Source organism: Pseudomonas sp. TE12508, assembly GCF_056279485.1.
Genome location: NZ_JBWCCN010000005.1, coordinates 298343 through 320466, shown reverse-complemented (window position 1 = coordinate 320466; position 22124 = coordinate 298343). Strand labels below are relative to the sequence as shown.

At 57.0% G+C, this 22124-nt stretch carries 12 protein-coding genes and 1 pseudogene; 5 read left to right on the top strand and 8 right to left on the bottom strand.

The window, feature by feature from the left end:
- The first annotated feature begins 48 nt into the window (after positions 1 to 48).
- Positions 49 to 813 (top strand): sulfite exporter TauE/SafE family protein, encoded by a 765-nt coding sequence (locus tag ACZ9IM_RS09335; protein WP_476223752.1) that lies wholly within the window; start codon positions 49 to 51, stop codon positions 811 to 813.
- Here the strand turns inward: ACZ9IM_RS09335 and ACZ9IM_RS09330 are convergent.
- The gene (locus tag ACZ9IM_RS09330; RefSeq protein ID WP_123498827.1) at positions 803 to 1117 is read right to left on the bottom strand and encodes a putative quinol monooxygenase; all 315 of its coding nucleotides are present in this window, start codon (positions 1115 to 1117) and stop codon (positions 803 to 805) included. The genes ACZ9IM_RS09335 and ACZ9IM_RS09330 overlap by 11 nt on opposite strands.
- Before the next feature lie 162 nt (positions 1118 to 1279).
- On the opposite strand from ACZ9IM_RS09330, the gene mdaB reads away from it, so the two are divergent.
- The 4 genes from mdaB to ACZ9IM_RS09310 all read left to right on the top strand — a co-directional run bounded on the left by mdaB (position 1280) and on the right by ACZ9IM_RS09310 (position 5296).
- Entirely contained in the window at positions 1280 to 1870 is a 591-nt protein-coding gene (mdaB, locus tag ACZ9IM_RS09325) for an NADPH:quinone oxidoreductase MdaB (RefSeq protein WP_008067470.1), read from the top strand.
- A 244-nt stretch (positions 1871 to 2114) separates the two neighbouring features.
- Entirely contained in the window at positions 2115 to 3026 is a 912-nt protein-coding gene (locus tag ACZ9IM_RS09320; RefSeq protein ID WP_427625824.1) for a LysR substrate-binding domain-containing protein, read from the top strand.
- A gap of 204 nt (positions 3027 to 3230) precedes the next feature.
- Positions 3231 to 4676 carry a SulP family inorganic anion transporter gene (locus ACZ9IM_RS09315; protein ID WP_476223751.1) on the top strand — a complete coding sequence of 482 codons (1446 nt, stop codon included), beginning with the start codon at positions 3231 to 3233 and terminating at the stop codon, positions 4674 to 4676.
- A 251-nt stretch (positions 4677 to 4927) separates the two neighbouring features.
- Positions 4928 to 5296 (top strand): glyoxalase superfamily protein, encoded by a 369-nt coding sequence (locus ACZ9IM_RS09310; RefSeq protein WP_429580261.1) that lies wholly within the window; start codon positions 4928 to 4930, stop codon positions 5294 to 5296.
- Positions 5297 to 5337: 41 nt separating this feature from the next.
- Here ACZ9IM_RS09310 and ACZ9IM_RS09305 read toward each other — a convergent pair whose 3' ends face one another.
- The 7 genes and pseudogenes from ACZ9IM_RS09305 to ACZ9IM_RS09275 all read right to left on the bottom strand — a co-directional run bounded on the left by ACZ9IM_RS09305 (position 5338) and on the right by ACZ9IM_RS09275 (position 22094).
- Entirely contained in the window at positions 5338 to 8106 is a 2769-nt protein-coding gene (locus ACZ9IM_RS09305; protein WP_476223750.1) for an RHS repeat-associated core domain-containing protein, read from the bottom strand.
- Positions 8103 to 12605, bottom strand: coding sequence for a SpvB/TcaC N-terminal domain-containing protein (locus tag ACZ9IM_RS09300; protein WP_476223749.1), 4503 nt, complete (start codon positions 12603 to 12605; stop codon positions 8103 to 8105). The genes ACZ9IM_RS09305 and ACZ9IM_RS09300 overlap by 4 nt, the downstream gene beginning before the upstream one ends.
- The gene (locus ACZ9IM_RS09295; protein WP_476223748.1) at positions 12602 to 16471 is read right to left on the bottom strand and encodes a Tc toxin subunit A-related protein; all 3870 of its coding nucleotides are present in this window, start codon (positions 16469 to 16471) and stop codon (positions 12602 to 12604) included. The genes ACZ9IM_RS09300 and ACZ9IM_RS09295 overlap by 4 nt, the downstream gene beginning before the upstream one ends.
- Before the next feature lie 26 nt (positions 16472 to 16497).
- Positions 16498 to 19815, bottom strand: coding sequence for a Tc toxin subunit A (locus tag ACZ9IM_RS09290; RefSeq protein ID WP_476223747.1), 3318 nt, complete (start codon positions 19813 to 19815; stop codon positions 16498 to 16500).
- Positions 19816 to 20020: 205 nt separating this feature from the next.
- On the bottom strand, positions 20021 to 20725 hold the full coding sequence (locus ACZ9IM_RS09285; protein ID WP_429388987.1) for a methyl-accepting chemotaxis protein: 705 nt from the start codon (positions 20723 to 20725) through the stop codon (positions 20021 to 20023).
- Between the two features lie 201 nt (positions 20726 to 20926).
- A pseudogene (locus ACZ9IM_RS09280) lies at positions 20927 to 21805 on the bottom strand (methyl-accepting chemotaxis protein); the annotation flags it as partial.
- A gap of 127 nt (positions 21806 to 21932) precedes the next feature.
- Positions 21933 to 22094, bottom strand: coding sequence for a hypothetical protein (locus ACZ9IM_RS09275; protein WP_427625818.1), 162 nt, complete (start codon positions 22092 to 22094; stop codon positions 21933 to 21935).
- Positions 22095 to 22124 lie beyond the last annotated feature (30 nt).

The window sequence follows — 22124 nt, the reverse complement described above, 5'->3', positions numbered from 1 at the left end:
AGTATATGGCAGATTTTCAAGGCAACCATCAGGGCTCACCATAGCCCCATGAATACACTCGCCGCGTTCTACCAACATCTGGGTTTGGCCCTTTACTTATTGGTCGTCGCAACCTTCCTGCTGGCCGGGATGATCAAAGGCGTGATCGGCCTCGGCTTGCCGACCATTGCCATGGGCTTGCTCGGTCTGGCTATGGCACCGTCGCAGGCTGCGGCGTTGCTGATTATTCCCGCTACCCTTACCAACGTCTGGCAACTGGCATTCGGCGGTCATTTGCGCGGGCTGTTGAACCGGTTGTGGCCGATGCTGCTGGCGATTTTCATCGGCACGGGCGTCGGCACGCTCTGGATCGGCATGGCCGGTGGACACTGGGTTGTGCGAGGGCTGGGGGCGGCGTTGCTGATTTACGCCTTGAGCGGGTTGTTCCTACCGACCTTGCGCGTCGGCGGTCGCACCGAGCGTTGGCTCGGTCCGCTGTGCGGTGTGCTGACGGGCGTCATCACTTCGGCCACCGGGGTTTTCGTGATTCCGGCGGTGCCTTATCTGCAAGCACTGGGCTTGAGCAAGGATGAACTGGTGCAGGCGCTGGGCCTGTCGTTCACCGTCTCGACCCTGGCATTGGCCGCCGGGCTGTTATGGCGCGGCGCCCTCGGCGGAGGCGAGTTGAGCGCATCGCTGCTGGCGCTGATTCCGGCGGTGCTCGGCATGCTGTTGGGGCAATGGCTGCGCCAGCGGATCAGCGCCGTGTTGTTCAAGCGCGTGTTCTTCATCGGCCTCGGTATGCTCGGCGGCCACTTGCTGATCAGCGGCTAGCGGACGAAGTGCTGAGCATCTCGATCGGCCGGATATCGAAATCCCGTTCCAGAAACTCCATGCGCTGGTCGAGGAATTGCTTCATGTGTGGCAGGTTCGAGTGCGTATCCAGATGAGCCTGGGATTGCCAGATCTCGTAGAAGATAAACAGTGTCGGGTCCTGTTTGTCGCGCAGCATGTGGTACTCGATGCAACCGGGTTCGGCGCGACTCGGTTCGACATAAGCACGGAACAACGCTTCGAATGCCTCGGCTTTTTCCGGGCGGGTCTTGGCGTGCAGGATGAAGCCTTGCAGTTCGCTCATCAGGTTCTCTTTGAAAGTCAGAATTGGCGCAAGTTTACGGCAACAATCCCCTGTCGATTCGTGCGTATTGGTCAAATGAATTTTGCTGATCCTGGGCTTATTCCGCGCGAGGTCGATCGCTACTCTGCCGCCATCGAATTTCAACCTTGCGAGATTTCTCCCATGAAAAAAGTCCTGTTGCTCAATGGCGGCAAAAAATTTGCCCACTCCGATGGTCGCTACAACACGACGCTGCACGAAGCGGCGCTGAGCGTGCTGGATCGCGGCGGTGTGGATGTAAAAGCCACGTTTATCGACGAGGGGTACGACGTCGCGGAGGAAGTCGCCAAATTCCTCTGGGCCGACGTGATCATTTATCAGATGCCCGGTTGGTGGATGGGCGCACCCTGGACCGTCAAGAAGTACGTCGATGAAGTCTTCACCGAAGGCCACGGCAGCCTTTACGCCAGTGATGGCCGCACGCGTTCCGACGCGTCGCAGAAGTACGGCAGCGGCGGTTTGTTGCACGGTAAAAAATACATGCTGTCGCTGACCTGGAACGCGCCGCAACAAGCCTTCGACGACCCGACCGACTTCTTCGAAGCCAAAGGCGTGGACGCGGTGTACTTCCCGTTCCACAAGGCCAACACCTTCCTTGGCATGACCGGTTTGCCAACCTTCCTGTGCGTCGATGTGATGAAGCGCCCGAATGTCGAAGCCGATGTGGCGCGTTATGAGCAGCATTTGGCCGAGGTGTTTGGCCTTAAGGCATAACGCTCAGCTACTATCGAAAGTCTGAACCTGTGGCGAGTTGGCTTGCCCCAATGCCAGTTAGTCATGCGCAATCCATGTGGGAGCGGGCTTGCTCGCGAAGGCGATTTATCATTCAACATTAATGTCGACTGATACACCGCTTTCGCGAGCAAGCCCGCTCCCACAGGTTCCGCACGTTGGCTGGCATTAGGGTAAGCCCCCTCGCCACAGTAGAACGGCGCAGGACAATCGATAAGGGACACACGTGAAAGCCAGATCCGATGAGTTGCAGATTTTCGTCTGCGTGATTGAGTGCGGGTCGATTTCAGCTGCGGCCGAACAGGTCGGGCAAACGCCGTCGGCGGTCAGCCGCACGCTGTCGCGACTGGAGGCCAAGCTCGACACCACGCTGATCAACCGCACCACGCGACGCATGGACCTGACCGAGGAGGGCAAGTACTTCTTCAAGCACGCCAAGCTGATTCTCGATCAAATGGACGAACTCGAAGAGCGCCTGTCCTCACGCCAGCAAACCCCCTCCGGACGTCTGCGAATCAACGCCGCCTCGCCATTCATGCTGCACGCCATCGTGCCGTACATCGATGAGTTCCGCCGTCTCTACCCGGACATCCAGCTCGAACTCAACAGCAATGACCTGATCATCGACCTGCTCGAACAAAGCACCGACATCGCCATCCGCATCGGTACGCTGGCCGACTCGACCTTGCATGCCCGCTCACTGGGTTGCAGCCCGCTGCACATCGTCGCCAGCCCGGCGTACCTGGAACAACACGGCGTACCAGCCGCCGTTGCAGATCTGGCCGAACATACGCTGCTTGGGTTTACCCAGAACGAAGGCCTCAACCAATGGCCGTTGCGCTATGTCCACGGTGATCGCTGGCCGATCCAGGCGTCGATCAATGCGTCCAGCGGCGAGACGATCCGGCACCTGGCGCTGGCAGGGCAGGGCATCGCCTGCTTGTCGCACTTCATGACCATCGACGACATCCGCGCCGGTCGTTTGCAGGTGCTGCTGGCGGAATTCAACAGCGGATATCGCCAACCGATCAACGCGGTGTACTACCGCAACTCGCAACTTGCCCTACGGATTCAGTGCTTCCTGGACTTCATCCAAGGCAAATTGGCGGCTTATGCGATTGCGGATTTCAAGGGCTGATTCGTAGACCGCGTCATCGTTCATCGCGAGCAGGCTCACTCCCACATTAGTTTTGCGTCGATCCCATTGTTGGGGGCGATACAAGTCCAGTGTGGGAGCGAGCCTGCTCGCGATTGCGTTTCTGACGGCCCATTCACTGGTCGGCCCGCCCTCAATTCCGTAACATCCGCCCTCTCTTCTCCCGCCTGTCTTTTTAGGTAAGCCATGAAACCCAAACGTCTGCGCGCCGATGTCCTGGCCGGACTCACGACCTCTTTCGCACTGATGCCCGAATGCATCGCCTTCGCGCTGGTGGCCCACCTCAATCCATTGATGGGGCTTTACGGCGCATTCATCATCTGCACCCTGACTGCGCTGTTTGGCGGGCGGCCGGGGATGGTGTCCGGTGCCGCCGGATCGATGGCCGTGGTAATCGTCGCGCTGGTGGTGCAGCACGGCGTGCAGTACTTGCTGGCGACTGTGCTGCTGGGTGGATTGATCATGCTGGCGTTCGGTTTGTTGAGGCTGGGAAAACTGGTGCGCATGGTGCCGCACCCGGTGATGCTCGGATTCGTCAACGGCCTGGCGATTGTCATTGCCCTGGCCCAGTTGGAGCACTTCAAGAGCGGTGACGGCTGGTTGAGTGGTGCGCCGCTGTACATGATGGTCGGGCTGGTGGCGCTGACGATGGCCATCGTCTACCTGATGCCGCGCCTGACGCGTGCCGTGCCGCCAGCACTGGTGGCGATTCTGGGTGTCGGGCTGGCGGTTTACCTGCTCGGCCTGCCGACCCGCACACTGGGCGACATGGCGCACATTGCCGGCAGTTTGCCGAGCTTCGCACTGCCAGACATCCCCTGGAGCCTGGAAACCCTGCGCATCATCGCCCCTTACGCGATATTGATGGCGTTGGTCGGTCTGCTGGAAACCCTGCTGACCCTGAACCTGACCGACGAGATCACCGAGAGCCGTGGCTACCCGGACCGCGAGTGCGTGGCATTGGGCGCTGCCAACGTGGTCTCTGGCATGTTCGGCGGCATGGGCGGCTGCGCCATGATCGGGCAAACCGTGATCAACCTCAGCTCCGGCGGTCGTGGTCGGCTGTCTGGTGCGGTAGCCGGGGGGATGATCTTGCTGTTTGTGCTGTTCCTTTCGCCGCTGATCGAGCGCATTCCGCTGGCCGCCCTGGTCGGGGTGATGTTCGTGGTGTCGCAGCAGACGTTCGCCTGGGCTTCGTTACGGGTGCTGAACAAGGTGCCGCTGAACGATGTCTTGGTGATCATCGCGGTCACGGTGATTACGGTGTTCACCGATCTGGCCATCGCCGTGTTGTGCGGGATCATCATTGCGGCGCTCAACTTCGCCTGGCAACAGGCTCGCGAACTGTATGCCGACAGCTATCAGGAAAGCGACGGCAGCAAACTCTACCGCCTGCACGGCACATTGTTTTTCGCCTCTACCACGCCATTCCTCAACCAGTTCGATCCCGCCAACGACCCGCCCCAGGTGACCCTTGATTGTCGCCACCTGAGCTTCGTCGACTACTCGGCCATCGCTGCGCTTAAGACATTGCGCGAGCGCTACGCCAAGGCTGGCAAGCAGCTGCGCGTTCTGCATTTATCCGAACGCTGCAAGAAACTGCTCAAACGCGCCAGCGAGCATCACGACTGAAATCGATCAGTGATCGTTCCTACGCCGAGTGTGGGACGGTCAGCGTCGGGGGATGAAAGTCCCCTGGCCAATTTCCATAACTCGCGACCTGCCATACCTCTGCACGACATCCCATAGCCCTCCACGAAAATTACTTTCATTGATCCATGTCTCGTGGTGGCACATTGCGATTAAAGAAAGCCGTTCCCAAGCCGAAGCGCTGACATCCAGCCCAGCTACACTCTGGGCCTTCTCAATCTGGGAGCAACTCCATGAGCTTGGGCAAAACCACCCCGATCCTGCGGATTTTCGATGAAACCAAGACATTGGAGTTTTACGTCGACTTCCTGGGGTTCAAGATCGACTGGCAGCATCGCTTCGAAAAAAATTTCCCGCTGTACCTGCAAATCTCCCGTGGCGAATGTGTGCTGCACCTGTCCGAGCACCACGGCGACAGCACACCGGGCTCAGCGTTGCGTATTGAGACCGATGAACTGGAGGCGTTCCAGCAGCAATTGTTGGCCAAGGAGTATGCTTTCGCTCGCCCACAGATTCAGGCCATGCCCTGGGGGAGCCAGGACATGACCATCAGTGATCCGTTTGGGAATCGGTTGGTGTTTACCAATGCGATTAGTGTTTGAGAGAAACCGGCATTGATATCGTTTTGTGCAAATGCGGGGGGTCAGTAGGACTTAGTTTTTCGTCCCGTGACGATGTTGATGAAAGGAGGCAGAATTTCACTGCAATTGAAGCAGGCAGGGAAGTCCGAGCCTCGACCACGTTTTTGCATACGTGCCGTGTAAATAAAGGCTTGTGACAGTCGTTGATGGTGATGACTGGTACGCGGACCTCCCTGTAGCCAGACATTGGCCGCGACAACTTCGGCATGTAGACCCGCTATTCCTGCACTTACGGGGATTTTCTGGTGACGTGTCACGTGACGAATGATCCGATTGGTCAGGAACACGTGGAGCCGCATATCGGCGGCAAAATAAGCTTTTTGAATGCCATGCATAAACGCCGGAATACTTGATACTCGGTAAGTGTCTTCCTTGTTCCCTATTGATTCATTCAGGGTGACGCCGGGAAACAGGCTCTTAGGGCTTAAGCTTCCAGGAAGGTTGTGAAATCCGGTGAGTGGATGGTCATGGTGTTCATTCGTGATACCAGAGAGCGCGGTATGTTTATCCAGCGAGGTTGATGTATAGACGGGATTTGAAAATCTCACAGGTTCGGGATACATCCATTCTTTCGATTTCTCCAATGCTCTCAACTGATTGGATGTTTTCTTTTTGTTGGCCTCGACCTCGCTGATTATTCTGGCCGTTTCCATGGTGAAGCTTTTGTATTGCCTCTTGACGGTAGGGGTTCGCCGGAGGGCTACATCAACGAAGTTTTCACGAGACATCCCTTCTGTATATCCCGCTACCTGGTCGAGTTTCAGTTCTGCCAGATCGAGATAGTCCAGACGTTCTGATCTGGTCAGGCCTTGCGCATCAGTAAATCTGACGGGGTTGTTCCCTACCATGCAATACAGGTTCAACCCGTCGACCGTCCCCGCCGGATCAGGGCTGATCCAACGTTGCAACCAGGGTGCGTAATACCGGTGCCCGTAGTAATAAAGCCCACTGGCATCGCGTTCTTTTCCGGAATATCGAATGGTCCGGTAATCGGCTTCCACCTTTGAACGCGACTCTGTCCATGCCGTTCCGCCAAATGGGAAGTAGCTCTCCTGACTGATCAAGTCAGCATTGCCATCAAGTTCCAGTGAGCTGGAACCCAAATGGTCGTCAAGGCTATAGCGCAGTTGATCTGAGGGAATACCTGTGGGCTGGCCTTCGGTCCAGTGCAGGCAACGAACGCTGCCACGTCCGGCTTGCCCCGTTATGACTTCCAGCCGCTCTTTCCCCCGGGTACGGATTTCGATGCCCGGTAAATAACGGACCTCTCGGGTGTGAGTGATCGATGCACCCTGGGTGGTGGTAGTTTTGCGAAGACGCTGACCACTGCCGTCATAGTCGTAACGTTCATGGTCATCAGGACCATCCTCACGCTTGACCAACACCACGCCGGTAAGTTGATTGCGTGCATTCCATTGCAGCAACTGGCCCGATTGCAAGTCCTGCAGATTGCCGTTGTCATCGAAGGTTGTAGCAGTGCCTGGCAATTCAGAGCCCTGGCGCCAGGACACCAGACGATTACTGAGATTTGCCACGTTAAAAGTTCGGGTGTAATTGTTGCGATCCCGCACATGGCGCAGTTCGGTCAGGTTACCGCCAGCGTCGTATGTGTAGTGTTGGGTGAAATTGAACAGTTGCCGGGTATCGATGGGTGTAATGCCGAGCGCAGGAATATAGGGGGCAGTGGTTGTCCCTGCCGCTTCTCGTCCGGTTGCACTGGTCAATTGGTAGAGACTGTCATAGATGAATGTGCTGACGGCTTCGACTCTCTGGTTGCTGCCAAACTGCACGGGCTGAGCTTTGTCCTCGATTTGCGTCACATTACCCACCGCATCATAGCTGTAGTGCAGCGACTGCAAGGTGCGGTCCGATATGGAGGCAGTCATCGAGGTCAATCGACCGCTGGCGGGATCGAACACCGCGCGGCTCATGACGTTGTTGCCTGCGGTCTGTGATTCAACCTGGCCGAAGGCGTTGTAAACGAGATCCTTCACCAGGGTATTTTCGATTTCGGTATCTTTGAGTTTCAGGCTCACGGTTTTGAGTCGGCCTGCAACATCAAAGGAAAAACGCTGCTGGTGTTGACCGGCATCCACCAGCCGGATGAGCTCGCCCGTTGCGTCGTAGTGCCATTGCGTTTTGTAGCCATCACCCGTTTCTCGTAAGAGGTTTCGGCTGTGTTCCTCTGCCGGCCAGTCTAAGGCTTCGGCATTCAACAGAAAGTGGCGTGTCTGACGCGAGGGTTTACCACCAAGGGCGTACTCGTCGATGAGCAGGCTGCCTGCTTCGTCGTCGTGGCGAATCAACAAGCCACATCGATTGAGTGCGGCCGAATCTATCGAGTTGTCGCCATAACTGAAGCGTTCGATGATGCGTGCCGACTGCCCCGGCGATTCTTCCTGGATCGTGATTGGCCGTAGTTGATCATCGAAGGTCGTTCGCCAATGATTGCCTCGCTGGTCCCAGTTGCGAAGTGTCTGCCCAGCGTCCCCCGGCAGGTTCAGTCGCCACCCGGCGTCAACGCTGTCTACCCGCAGTGGTCTGCCGGACAGGCTGTAGAGGGTCGTCAGATTGGCCTTCTGCGTTTCGGCAAACAGTCGCGGATCCCACTGTGCAATTAGGCGTCCGGCAGTATCGTACTGCTGACGGGTAATGCGCGCCTGCGCAGCCTTGGCTGCGTCGCTACGCCAATAAGCGACATGCCGGACCGTCAGGTCTCGGCTGTCGACTACGTTGATCGTCGGTGTCTTGCAGTGAAGGCGTGCGCTCATGCCTCACCCCCGGTTGTCGGGAGTCGTTCGGACATGACCTCTTCCAGCGTATCGTTCTCATCCTCGTCCAGGGTGTACCAGGGGTGGCGGGTTTGCCGCCGCATATAGGAAAGGCCATTTTGTTTTGCCAGACGTGTACGCGTAGGGCGCCCCAACGCATCGTAAAACTGCAGATCGCAATGGCCGAACTGTCGCAAGGACACATCGTTGATGTAGTCATGCTGATCGGCGAAGTAAGGGCGGTAGGTCCGGATCGCCAATCCCTTGTTGTTGTATTCCACCCGTTCGCTGATACGCCAGCGCTTTGCTGCGGTGAGCTCCTTCGGTGTTCCGTCCTCGAGGGTCAGTTCTCCCTTGGCGTTGACGACGTAGGCCGTACCCGATTCGACTTGCTGCTTACTTTGCAGTGTTCGTCCGAAGCCATCGCAGCAGGTGACGGTAATGCGGATTTGTCTCTGGTTGTCATTGGGGTAGCGATCAGCGACCAGGGTGGCGATGTGTATCGGCTCACGGGCCGAGGTTGCGAGTTCGGTTGTCAGTTTCGCTTCATCGGCCAAGAGTGTTTTAAGGCCTGCCAGGCGCCTGCGGACCGAAGCGCAGATGTATCCGGTTGGCAGCACATCACCGTTGGCCACGCAGCGCATCAGCCAGTCGCGGTCCTTCAGAGCTGCGTCCGAGACGCGCCCCATCCAGCTAAATGGCGCGTAGTAGATGGCATTGGCGGCGTCCAGCAAAGCACCCCTTGCATTGTTGATCGCTTCGGTCGGGCTGGTGAACTCCGGACGTTTGTATTGAGCGATAGGTTTGAAACCTATGAGCGTATTGCTCTTGTTGCTGTAAATGCTGGTGGCCAGCACTTGGCCGAAACCATCATAGAGCCCTTCTTGAATGTTCCCGTTCGGGTCAGTGATGCACCGGGGCTGGAGTGAGCGGTAATCGTAGGTAGCCTTGGTGACACAACCATCGGGCAGTTTGAGCGCGGTGATGAGACAGTGATAGTTGTCGTAGCTGACCTCGGTCACACCATGGCTTTTGCTCAACCGCAGGGTCTGTGTCTTGTAAAAACCCTTCAGTGCGGCGTAGGTCGAGAAACCGCTTTTGACAGACCAGAGTTTTCTGGGAGACGTGGCTACGGGAAGGAAATCGTTCATTCGGTGATAGCCACTTCGTTCGAGCAGTCTTCCCTTGGGGCGAGCCGCTTGCGACAACACGTCGAAGGCTTTCAGGGCTGTTTCGTCCAGCTCGGCGGTTTCCAGATGGTCGGCCAGGGCTTCGAAGTGGGCGACGCCGTCCGGCAGGGCTTCTGCGGTTGAGGTGTTTTTGTAGCGTTGCACGGACAGTCCGGTGAGGACGTGTTGGGTCGTCCAGGCGGTTTGTTTGACGAGTTCGATGAGCCTTTCGTAAGTCATATCCTTTGTGGTCAGCCCTCCGGCCTCGGGCGCCTTGGGTCGCTTCAACGCATTGGTACGCTGGCGATAAGGCAGACCCAGCCGCCATCCTTGGGCGCTATCCAGATGAATGAATTCGGCAAGGCTTTCGTTCAGGTAGTAGAACTGTTGTGCCGGATCATGAGCATCGCGCCACCATTTTTGCTGGTCGGCATCGCTGAACGGCGGGATATCGCTGCCGGTTTTACGTCGGGCGTAATGGACGTTCACACTGTGGGTCAGTGTGCCGAACAGGTCGTGCTGCAGATTGAGGGTGTGCCGGCATTGCGGGTCATCGGCGATGCCTTCGTACTGATAACGGATGGACTCTAGCAGCAGTGGCAACATCCGGGCATAGCGTCGATTACCCTCAGGTGTTTGTAGCAAACGTACCCGATAGCGGTTTTCCTGAACCGAATATAGCGTTCTGGTCTTCAGGCGTTTATCGACTCCGAAGATCTCGCTGCGCAGTAAGTGACCGCTCAGGGCGCGGGCCATTTCGAGGGTTGTTGCCGTGTCTGGGGACGTGATGCGTGTGTCGTTCTTCAGCTCTGGCTGGTATTGGCAAAGCAGTGCCTTGCCCAGCGCCCCGGCTTCTTTGTCAGCATGGTGATAATCGGTACGAGGCAGATCCACTGCTTGTCCGGTGTGGAACCAGCTCTTTGTCTGGCATGGCGTGGTGAAACCTTGCGAATCGGCATCATCGGGGTTGGTTTCACTGTCGGTTTGCAGCAACAGGCCGAAGCCGCGAAATTCCCGCTCGATGCCGTCGTAGTAGCCTTGGCGGTAAGAGAAGCTCTTAGTCAGACGATTGCCGGTAATCTCGTCGAGTTGGGTCTGTTTCGATACCAGATGCTGGGCCATTGGCACATGACAGGTGCGGGGCTTGTCGGCTTTGATTTTCTCCGCTTTTTCATCCAGCCATTCCTGCGCCGAGCTGCGGTAGCTGATGCTGCCGGCGGCGCCCATATTGTTGTTGGTCCCCGTGAGTAAATACGGTTTTGCACTGACGAAGTCGTAGCGCCAATGACGGGGTGTCATGTGCGGCACGCTCAGAATCAGGCTGGAACAGCCGAGTCCTTGCAAGTCGGCGATGCTCACCTGGCAGAAACGGTCGTAGCGCACACCTTCCGGCCATGGCAGGGCCACTGAAGGGGCGAAACCATTGCCGCTGCGGTTCATGAAGATCCGCGCCTGATCCGCTTCAAGATAAATCAGGTCGGCGGCGCCAGAGCCGTCCAGGTCCGCCAGACGGATTCGCGAGGCGTCGAATGTTTCGTATGCAAGGCCAGGAGAGCCCAGCACGATGCCTTTACCGAAGCGTCCACGACCCAAGTTTGGCCAGCACTTCACCTCGTTGTGACGAATACGTATCAGGTGCTGTTGACCACTGCCCAGGATATCGCTGAAGGCCACCAGTTCGGAGGACGAAGAGGTGAGTACAGGAAGGGCGTCTTCATCCTCTTTACGAGTCACTTCGCGGGCGGTTGCAAAACCGTTCTGCCGTTGATTGGCGTACAGGCGAACACTACGTGGGCCTATCAGCGTCAGATCGCTGAGCCCTTCGCCCATCAGATCGGCCAACTGCCCTTGCGGATTGAAAAACTCCACGGGGAAGGCATTGAACGTGGCGAAATCCGACCACTCCCGGTCGGGGCCGAGGGAGAAAAAACCACTCAGCCCCGGCTGAGCAATGATCCAGTCCAGCCGACCATCGCCCGTGAGGTCGCTCAGCGACTGGCGCACAGGTTTTGCAGTGTCGGCAACGGGAATGTTGGGTAACGCTCGCCACTGATCGTAAGCCACTTCATTGCTTTTGGCTCTGGCTCGCATGGGTTCGCGGTAATACCAGCCTGCGTTACCTCGATAGAGCACGCCCGGCAGGCCTTCGCCGTACAAGTCCACCAGTTGATAACCTTGGCCGTCGTTGAGCCCCGGCATGTTCTGAAAGCGCTGCCAGGCGTGGGTATCAGGCAGGAGCTTGAACTCGATGTAGCTGAATTCAACGGGGGGACGGTTATCGGCGGTTGTCGAGTTGCCAAACGCCTGGTCATGGGCCGCGCTCAGATGGTGGTAACCCAGAGGCGTCTGTCGGTAATCGAGCAGCAGGCGTCGGACCAGAGCGGGGGCGGTGCCCAACTCATCGGGAAAGCGGTGAAACATCAGAATCTGGCGGCACAGGCGTTCGGTACGTAACTCAAAACCGTAGGCGAAACTGGAAAACGCGTCGCTACGGGTTTGCCACTGTTGGCCTTCATATAGAGGTTTGTGTTCGTATTCGGTACTCCGTTCGCCGTAGTCGAATACCAACTCGAAATGCCATTGCACAGGCTTCAGCCGGTCTGCTTGCCATAAGTAAAGGTTTGCATCGGCCTTGAAGTTGCCGTAGCTCACATGGCTCAAGTAACGCTGGGCCTTGGCGCCATCGCGGTCATCTTCTGCCTTGTACTGGTAAAGGATGTGCTCGCCGTGCGGGTTCAGACTCTCCTCTAGCAACCATTCGCCTACACGGCTCGTGTCCTGGGGGTTGGCACGACGCGATGCCGGATTTTTTCCGTACAGATGAAGGCTGCCATCGGCACCGTGCACCAACCAAAAACCCGGTTTGTCGCTCTCCGAGGACCAATGTTCAATCCGGTCGAAGCTGCTTTCGATTCTCGGGAAGTGGCGCACAACAGTATAGGTTGTACCCAGTTCCTGCCCGTTGTAACGATCGACGCGGGTTGAGGTGATGACGCCCTTTTGATCGCGCTCGGGCAGCCACACAACACCGCTGGGGCCGACAATCTCGTCATCCTCGGCATAGGCTGGTACACCCTTGCTGGTGCGTCGCGCAACAGTGGGCAATGACACCCCCCAGCCGATGCCAAACATACTGTTGCCGACCGAACTGCCGTAGCTGAGTGACAAGGAGGGTGCAAAGCCGCGACCCGGTGAAATCGGCAAGGCAATCTCATAAGAGGCTGCACCGTGGGCGCCGATGGCACCCCATCCTTTGCCAATGCTCTGGATGGCACCGCCACCCTTGGGTAGTGACGGCGCGATAACAGGCAATGCTATTTGTTCGCTCATTGCGAACCTCCGCCTGCTCTGGCCGTGTAGCTCACGTGCACGATGATGTCGGTGAGCGATTCGAGCATGGACTTTTGAGCGGCATGATTGGGAAACGACAGCTTCCACTTCGAAATCGCGCCCGTGTATTCGAAAGGCAGATAACGTTCGTCCTGGAAACTCAGGGTGAACAGGCCGTTATCGTCGATGCCCGTCGAGAGCGCTATTTGCTGATTGGCCCGCAGACTTTTAATGGTGGGCTTGTCGGTACCCGGCATGACGACTTCGCTGCCAGTCTGGGTCAGCGTGGCACGGATGTCTTCATAAGGGCCCAGGACGGCCGGCAGGGAAATGCTGATGCTCTTGATCCGGCGCAGACAGTGGCCGGGGTAGTCGTTGTCGAACAGGGACTGCGTCAGTTCAAACTCGCATGAGCCGGTCTTTACAAGCTCCGACTTGGTCCCGTCGGTTGTCGCCGTGCCGTCTGCTCCGGGCGTGTCTTCCCAGGGTTTATTGATCGATGTCGGGAGCGTGTCCTTACTCTCCTCCTTCGCCTTGAGCTGACGTAACGACACGGTCTTGCGGATTTCCAGCTCGCGTTCGTTGCCCAGAAGATAAGCGTTCTTCATCTTGAGCAAATTCAACTTCATACGCTCGCCAGGGCCGAGCCCACGATAGGTGCTGTTCCAGGTCTGGTGCTGGAAGAACGGTTGTGTGGTGTAGTCGAACATCTCGTAACGCCAACTCAGTTCGGTGAACTGGCACAGTGAAAAGGTCGAGTCATACACCTGGTAGTAGAAGCTTGAGAGTTGATAGGTGAACCACTGGTAAAGCTGCACGTTGGTAAAACGCTTGCTAAGAAAGTCGTAGGAGGCCTGGGCTTGGGTCAGGGACGTTTGAGTCTGTCGTAACAGCAGTCGCGAGGCGGTCTCTCTTTCGGCCTCCAGCGCCAGTTGTGCATCAATCTGTTCGATCTCCAGCTTTGCCTGGTCGCGGGCGAGCGTCCACTCCTGATGGCGACGACGGTATTGCGCGGCCCGTTCGAGGGCCTCACCAGCGCCATGAGCGGCGGCCGCCACGCCTTGAGCCCCGGCCATCATGGCGAAGGGCACCCCCTCCAGACGATGACCGCCGTCTGCCAGGCCAAAAATGTTGGGCGCGACTTTCAGGCCTTGACCGAGTGCCTGGGCCGCGTGGGCGCTTGCTTCTGCGATGCGCCCCGTCAGATGTGAAACGGCAGCTGCCACTTCTTCCGGATTGATAACCTCGTTGACCCGCTGACTGTAGTAATCCTGCCGGCATTCGACGATCGCTTTACTGGCCAGCAAGGCTGCCCGGTTTTTCTCGTCGATCTTCAGGGCCTGGGTCTGCAGGTCTACTGCCATGTTGGCGATGTCCCAGACATGGTGCTGCTGAAGCTCTTGATAACTGGCCTGCTCGCTGCGTTCGATGTACGACAGTAGGGTTGTGCCGAATTGAATCACCGTGTCGACCGCGCTCATGGCATGGGCATACAGGGCACTGAAACGGTACGCCGGAATCTCTGAGCCCAGGTGCTGGGTGATGCCGGGCTCCGCGGCGCGTGGGGGATTGGAGCCGAGCAGGTCGCCGGGTGCCATGGGGGGAGCGAAGAGTGGGAGCGTCAATGGACGGCCGACGATGTCGAGATTGTGCCTGAGGTTATGCAGACGGCTTTCCAGTTTCTCCCAGCGCGCGATCAGTACCGGGTTGAAGGGTAAACGCAAATGGGGTGTATCAATGGCATGGACCGAGGGAGGGGACGCATAAGGACGCACACATATTTGCGGTACTACTGCGGAGGAAGCGGATTGGTTTTTTCTGTCTTTGCCAAGTTGTTGTTCAAACGTTCGCAGTCCTTCGTTGGTCTCGCTACTGAATTTTTCCAGCGTGACAGTAGTCCAGGGATCGGTTTGTTTGAGGTCCGGACGGGGGCCCATCAGGTCCAGGGCGCGGATGTACCATGATTTCGCTTCCGTCAGGCCCTCTGGGGTTAGCGTTCGGAACGCCGTGTCACCGCGGTTGAGCAGGATATCGACATGGAGCAGGTATAACGCTTTGCGAAAGTGCACCGGATGACTGAGGGCAATTTGATGCGGATATTGTGGGCCCTGGATGGCGTAGGTGGTTTGACCGGGGGCTGGAATGGTGGAGCTGATCAACGGCACCGCATTCCAGTAGTCGGGGTTCATGCCAGTGACATTTTTGCGGCCGGGATTGAACAGGTAATGCAGCCAGCGTTCCGCTTCGCTGTATTGGCGCTCAGCCTTGAAGCGGTGCGCTACCAGCCATGGAAGGTACAGGAACAACTCGACAAAGTAGCGACCATAGGCGCCGTAGAAATCCATTGGTTCTGCCGCGTCTCCTTCTTTTAAAGATGGCTCCGGCAAGTGCTGGGAATCCCAGCTCAACAACGTGTCCATGCTCGACTCGGCGCGCTCGATCAAGTGTTTGGCGAACGTGATGTTCATTCGGATGGGCGCACGCTTCCCATCCGAACTGTTTCTGTCGTCACTGAATTCGATTGTTGAGCCTGCAAAGTCGATGAACTCTGCTGTGCCTGAGGCCGTGTCCTTACGTGAGCTGATTTTGGGTGGGGAAAGTGTCTTGTCTGTGGTCGAGTGCTTGAATTGAAGATTCTTTTCCGTGCCGAAAGACCGCCTTCGTACCAATACAACCTGTGATGCCTCCGACTCTCCTGAATTTTTCAAGTCATTGGGTGTGAGGTTAAGCTCCTGCGTGGTTTTCGAGTCTTTATCTATATTGGCTGACATCGAAACCAGGTGAGACAAGCCGGACGTCTCTTGGTTGTGCTTGCCATCAACATAGAGTGCAATGAAAAGTGAGTCCGTAGTCCCCGACTTTTCATGAATGGCAATGGTTCGTGTTTTTTCCCTGAGCTCGCTCGAGGTCAGGTCGTGAAGCAAATTGTGCGAACCGTAACCCTGCAGGCAGGTCTGCGGTGTGCTCCAGCTTTCGTCGTATTTTTTGTAGCAGAGGTTCAAACGGAACAGCGGGTTGATTCTGTCGTTTTGGCTGTGCGCTGGCCTGGTTACAGCTGCCTTGTCCTGGAAGATGCATTCGGCCCAAATCACGTATAGGCGATTGTTGAACACAACCGGGCGAATAGTGTGTTCGATGGCACTTTCGGAGATCGGCAGGTTGGCGCGGTTCCAGTCCGACCAGGCCTGTGGTTCGGGGGCATCGTATTTAGCACTGGAAACACCTGTGACCGAAGGGCGGCACGCCATGTCCAGCGAACGCCAGTAGTAGGTGTTGGCGATGGTGGATTTGGCGATGAAGTAATAGGTGCTGTTGGCAAAATCATCCCCGTCGATATAGCCATTGATCGTGGTCAGATTGGCCACTTCTTCAAGCCTTGCCAGATAGGCCAGTACCGCAGTTTGAACCGACTCGGTTGTCAGTTGGTTCTGGTTGATGTCGTTTTCCAGTTGCTGAAAACTGTCGGTTTTTGTCTTGCGAAGGGTCGGGTCAAGATAGACCGCAGGGAAATAATGCAACCGCTGATTGGTTACCCAGTTCGGATAGCGATGCATGACGGTGCGCCAGGTTTCGACCTGATCGGACGGAATCTGTGCCGTGTGATATCCCGGTTCCATGTTGCTCAGAATGCTGTTGATGTATTGCTGCAGGCTGGCAGTGGCGCAGGCCACCGGGGTGGTGGGCACCTCCTGGGAGACCCGCACGTCAAGCAGCCAGTAGTGATACAGGTCATTGGCCGTTTTGAGGTGCTCTGCGATTTTCAGGGCTTTCAGTGTCTCGTCTTGAGGAACGATGGCTGAAAGATAGAGCCCGAGCTGCGCATCACGCAGGCTTTCGTTCAATTGTTTTTCAATGGTTGCAGACATGTTCATTCCTTGAGCATGCAGTGGCATTAGTGACTGGCCGCCATGACCGCTTCACCGACTGTTTTCCAGGCCGTGGCCGGGCTCTCGTTTTTGAGCGCCGTGGCATTGAGCAGGGCAGTTGCGCTAAGCCCTGTGGCTTTGCAGGTTTTGTGGCAGCGCATGACCCAATCGATGTCCTTCATTGTTCGGGCCTTCGCAAGATCCAGCTGCGCGGTCAGTACGGTGACCTCAGTCGTCGTCCAGTTCAGCAGTTGGGCCAGGCGGTCATTGATGGCGGGTGTTGTGGAAGTGGAGTCGTTGGCGAATTCCAGGTAGCTCAGAAGACTTTCTTCTGTCTGCTGGTAGGTCACCCTGCAATGGTTGAAACGATCGAGCAGGTACAGGTTGCTGAGCGTCAGTGTCAGTGCTGTGTTCGGCTTATCCAGCAAGTGCGGGCGGTGCAGGAACATGCGAAAAGCCCTGTTGCTTAATTGCAGCCGGACAGCAGCCTCGGCGTGGCGCAAAACCGGACGCAGTATTTTGTGAAGGTTGAGTGAATCCTCTGTTTGCAGAGCCGCGACGAGGATTTGGTGTACAGAGGTTTTCGCCCATACCAACACCCCCTTTGCACAATTCATGGGCAGCAGGGTGGTTTCCTGCAAAAACTTCTCGATCAGATGTTGCTGTCGATCATGGGCCAGTAGTAGAAGGCGTTTGAGTTTCTGCTTGCAGTCGGCCTGGAGCTTCAGGTTTTTGCCGGAATTTGCATCCAGCTTTAACGTATCGACTACGTTGTCCAGCTCAGCGGCCAGCTTCTGTGGAACATCGTCATTGATTGCTGATGCGAAATCTTTCACCTGGCCAGTTGCATCGAGCAGGGTTGGAGCCAGCTTTGTGCGCCAGCTAATTTTTTCCGGCAATGACAATGCTGCCAACTCTTGTGGTGTTACTGCGCACTCGAGTGTTTCGGCGCGCAGTTTGGTGAGGTGCTGCTGCAAATCTCCCGAGGCAAGATCGTTGCCGGTCGTCGGTTCAAGAAGTTGTTGCAGTTTGGGGATGTCGTAGACCGATTCCTTGATCCAGCGGGTAATCCAGTCCATTTGCATCAGCATATCGAGCAGGTTGAATGCATCAAGCCCCTGGTGTTCCTCTTCTGTCAGGGTGACAGTCGGGTAGGTAGTCGTTATGTCGTTGTTATTGCGCCGTGTTGTGATCAGCTGAACAAACAGAGATTTTCGGCACAGGAGTTCATCAAGGGTGCCACCGTTGAACTGGATGACAGCCTCTTCCAGAGACGTTTCTTCATTTGCGCTAACGGTCGGGATCTGGCTGATGCTGATAAAGGGAAGATCCCCGGCTTGAGTCGGGGTAATCAGGACGCGGAACTCATTGATTGTGTCTTTGTTGGCGAACCGTGAAGTGTTCAACCGCAAGGTTGACCCGAAAAGCAGGTCAGGATTTTGCGCATCTCCTTGTGTCGACAGATGAAAGCGTACGGTCAGCTCGGCATTTTCAACGTCCTTGCTGGCTTTTATTCGAAGGAGGCGCATACCTGAGTCGCCACTCGCCAGGCATCTGAAAATGGATTCCCCGCCCAGCAAACTTGCCAGCGTCGAACTTTCGGCAATCGAAAGGCCGAACATTCGGGCAATGCGTGCCTGTCGATAAATCGATGAGAGTGTGGGCAAGTCACACCTGAGCGAGCCAAGGAATTTCTCCGTGTTTTTGACGACCCGCAAGAGCGAGTCCTCGGTCAAAGGCAGGCCAAGGCAGGCGCTCAAGTGCTGGAGAATGGTGTGCGAGACAGGATCCGAGTCATCCGCCTTGAAGGCGCGACCATCGAGTATCAATGGTGTATCGAACAGCCGGGCCTGGTTGAACAGTTGATCAAACAGGGCGGTGTGATCGCCGCAGGCATAGGGTGATATCTGGTGCAGCAGCGCCCCGAACTCCTCGGCCCTGAGGGAGTACCGGCGGTTCAGATAGCGATAGACCCCGAGGGCACGCATGACATGGCGATCGAGCTGCATTGATGTATTGAGTGGCCGTTGCGATTCAAAAACGCTGCAGATCAGCGTGTCCAGTTCGGTGAACGGGATATCGAGCCAGCGTTGAAGGCGGATCATTCGATGCAAGCGTTCGAGTCGTTCCTCGGTCGCGTTAGCGATTTTCTCAGGCCTTTCGTCTCTATCCAGAAACATGATGCTGGCGTTGCAAGCGACCGGACCGTTTACGTAACGGGCTCCATAGGGCTGGGAGTAACTCGCCGACAATGAGTAGTGAGGCGATGTGCGTGGTGCATATTTGCCTTGCACCAGCAATGCCTCCATTTGTTCGGCTTTAAGTTCGGTTCGCTCCAGAAAAATGTTTATTTTATTCAGGTCGGAAGTTGACGTGGTGCCGTAGATTTCTTTCCAGTAGTTCTGTTCCTCGGGGGGGAGATTCGCGTTCGCCGTATGTGTCAGCAGTGCCTGCCGTTTTGGGCCAAGCCCGGACATCAGCATTTGAGCTTCAGCAGAGGAGGCGCTCAGCACACTGCCATAGAGCGTATTGGTATTGATGCTCTGGGTGACGGGAAGATTGTCGCTGACGAGGTAGTTCAGCTCTCCCAGGGCCGTTTTTTTTGCGCCAAGGCCCAACAGGCACTGATGGTGGAAAAACTCATATGGAAGGGCGAAGGGGTAGCGCGTTTGCGCCAGCACTTCATAGGTCGATTTGCCTTTGTCGTCGGTGGACTCCAGACCTGCCTGAATGCTTTTGTCCAGGATGTCATTGACAATCTTGAGCATCGGTTGCGCAGTGAAAGTGCTTTGCTGATCAATCGAGAGCTTTGCCAGATCGGGGCGCCGTTTGTTCAACAGGATTCGGTTGTCTTTTTCAGGCGCCGATTCCGAGGCGCTGGATTCCAGTTGCAGGGCAAACAGGTATAGCGCCCTGAGATAGGCGACAGGCGAATCGATGGCGGCGATCGAATCGACCTTGCAGGCGTCGTCCCAGTTCTCCTGGAACAGATTGGTGTAGGTCGGCCCCTGTTTCTCAACAGCACGAATGCCGTGTGGGTGCCACTGGTGCTGAGCTTTTCCGTCTGAAGTCTGCTGCTCCCGATACAGGTGGCTGATCTGGGCTGCGAGGCATTTGACGTTGTCGTAGAGCGTTTTTGTGTCAATGCTGGACGCGTGATCTTTGAGCGCGCTGTTTTGGATTGCAGTACTGAAGCGATCCTTGAATTCGGCTTCGGTGAGGCGAGTGATATCGAACACTGAGGTGAGTTTCAGCGTGTCTTTAAAAAACTGTTCAAGTGCTGCTTTTGTTTGCTCGGTGCCGTGGGCCCCGATCAGTGACTTGAGTAAGGGGTTGTCGTCCATGCCGATGAGCTCCTTTGATAGAGCTGACGACACTACGATGTGGCATGGGGATGCGCTGTCAGCCGCTCCATGGAGCAGGGACCGGAACTTTCGCCGCTTGGCAGGGGAAGAGGGAGGGGACGCTGTAGGATTTTGAAACACGGTATGACCGGACGTCCCCGAGATCCCCGCCAGTACCGGCACTGACGGGGCAGGGGCGCAGGCATTACACCCGGAAGTGACTCACCATCATCTGCAACTGATTACCCAACCGTGCCAGCTCAACACTGGATGCAGCGGTTTCGTCGCTGGCGGCGGCGGTCTGTTCGGACACGTCGCGTACGTTGATGATGCTGCGGCTGATCTCTTCGGCCACGGCGCTTTGTTGCTCCGCAGCGGCAGCGATCTGTTGGTTCATCGACTGGATGTTGGACACCGTTCGGGTGATGTTTTCCAGTGACACGCCGGCCTTGCGGGTCAGCGCCACACTGCTGTCGGTCAGGGCGCGGCTGTTGTTCATCACCACCGACACTTGTTGGGTGCCGTTCTGCAGGCCGGCCACCAGGCCTTCGATTTCCTCGGTGGATTTCTGTGTGCGCTGGGCCAGGCCGCGAACTTCGTCGGCCACCACGGCAAAACCACGACCGGCTTCACCGGCACGAGCTGCTTCGATGGCGGCGTTGAGGGCCAGCAGATTGGTCTGTTCGGCCACGGCCTTGATCACGTCCATGACGCTGCCGATCTTGTCGCTTTCCTGCTGCAGCACGCTCATGGCTTCGGTGGAGCGCGCCACTTCGCTGGCCAGGCGTTCGATCTGGGCGATGGCTTCGTTGACCACTTTATCGCCTTCGCGCGCTTCGCCATCAGCGGCGGCTGCAGCTTGGGACGCTTCTTCAGCGTTGCGCGCGACTTCCTGCACCGTGGCAGTCATCTCGTGCATGGCGGTGGCCACTTGATCGGTCTCGATTTTCTGGCTGTTGACCCCGGCGCTGGTTTGCTCGGTCACGGCTGACAGTTCTTCGGCGGCGCTGGCGATCTGAGTGACGCCATCGCGGATACCGCTGATCAAATCGCGCAGGGTCACGCCCATGCGTGCGATGCCTTGCTGCAGTACGCCGAGTTCGTCGCGGCGGGTCACTTTGACGTCCTGGGACAGATCGCCGCTGGCGATGCGCTCGACCACGGCCAGGGTATCGCGCAACGGGCCGGTGATCTGACGGGTGATGATCACGGCGGCAATGACGCCCACCAGCAAGGCCAGCAAGGTGCTGATCAGTTGCAGCGTGCGGGCCTGGGCGCTTTCGGCGTCGCGGCGGTCGAGCTGGATCTGATACAGGTGGTCACTCAGGGTCACGATGGTGGCGCCCTGGTCAGTCATTTCCTTGCGCGCCTGCACCGCATCGGTGTTGGCGGCTTTATACGCTTGCAAGGCACTGCGGTAGTTGCTTAGCGCGGTTTCCAGCTGGCGCAGCGCGTCTTGCTGGGTCTCGCTGAAATACACGTCGAGCTGTTTCAGGCTGGCGATGGCTGTGTCCAGTTGGGCGACGGCTTTTTGCTCAGTCTCGGCGTTGGTGCTGGCCGTGTAGCCACGCACTTCGTAGCGAGCCAGGATGAACGCTTCCTTGGCCGCGGTGATGGCCTGGAACTGTTCGAAGCGTTGGTCGCTCAGGGGCATTTGCTGCACGCGGGTGCTGATCGCTTCGATCAACGTGTTGGCGGTTTCAGCATTGGTGCCCATGGCGTCGCGGGCGCTGTTACCGGTGCGGTAGGCGCTGCGCATTTTGTTCAGGGATATCTGGTAAGCGCTGATGGTCGCGCTCTGCTCTTTGAGCAACTTGACGTTTTCCGGGCTCTTGAAACTCGACAGCAACGCTTGTTGCTGAGCGATGAAGCCGTCGAGGGTGGTCTGCACATTCTGTGCGGCGGTTTCGTCACCGTTGGTCAGCATGTATTGCAGTCGAACCACACGCAGCTTGGTCAGGCCGGCGTTGAGCTGAGTGATGTCGCTCATCCAGTTGCTGCGGTCAATCAACCCGCCCAGGCTCGTCCAGCCAGTCAGGGCGAGTACGCAGGTCAGTGCCAGGACCAGGCCGAATCCCAGGCCCAGTTTCAGGTTCACGCTGATATTACCGAACCAGCTATTCATCAATATTCCTCCAGGAACGTTGTGCTTCTTGATCGTCGGTTGGCTGGAAGATTGTTGTTTTAAGAGCCAGCAAGGGGGGTAGCAGGTCTGTATCGGCAGCAATCCCGGGAGCTGAAAGGTTTTTGTCAGGCAAAGTTTGTAACAAGGTTTTCACACGGGTTTCACCGGCTGCCGACGCGCGCCT

What these genes read in the sequence shown, in the direction of transcription:
- ACZ9IM_RS09335 (WP_476223752.1), top strand. Translation starts at nt 49, where the DNA reads ATGAATACACTCGCCGCGTTCTACCAACATCTGGGTTTGGCCCTTTAC.
- ACZ9IM_RS09330 (WP_123498827.1), bottom strand. Translation starts at nt 1,117, where the DNA reads ATGAGCGAACTGCAAGGCTTCATCCTGCACGCCAAGACCCGCCCGGAA.
- mdaB (WP_008067470.1), top strand. Translation starts at nt 1,280, where the DNA reads ATGAAAAAAGTCCTGTTGCTCAATGGCGGCAAAAAATTTGCCCACTCC.
- ACZ9IM_RS09315 (WP_476223751.1), top strand. Translation starts at nt 3,231, where the DNA reads ATGAAACCCAAACGTCTGCGCGCCGATGTCCTGGCCGGACTCACGACC.
- ACZ9IM_RS09310 (WP_429580261.1), top strand. Translation starts at nt 4,928, where the DNA reads ATGAGCTTGGGCAAAACCACCCCGATCCTGCGGATTTTCGATGAAACC.
- ACZ9IM_RS09305 (WP_476223750.1), bottom strand. Translation starts at nt 8,106, where the DNA reads ATGAGCGCACGCCTTCACTGCAAGACACCGACGATCAACGTAGTCGAC.
- ACZ9IM_RS09300 (WP_476223749.1), bottom strand. Translation starts at nt 12,605, where the DNA reads ATGAGCGAACAAATAGCATTGCCTGTTATCGCGCCGTCACTACCCAAG.
- ACZ9IM_RS09295 (WP_476223748.1), bottom strand. Translation starts at nt 16,471, where the DNA reads ATGTCTGCAACCATTGAAAAACAATTGAACGAAAGCCTGCGTGATGCG.
- ACZ9IM_RS09290 (WP_476223747.1), bottom strand. Translation starts at nt 19,815, where the DNA reads ATGGACGACAACCCCTTACTCAAGTCACTGATCGGGGCCCACGGCACC.
- ACZ9IM_RS09285 (WP_429388987.1), bottom strand. Translation starts at nt 20,725, where the DNA reads ATGACTGCCACGGTGCAGGAAGTCGCGCGCAACGCTGAAGAAGCGTCC.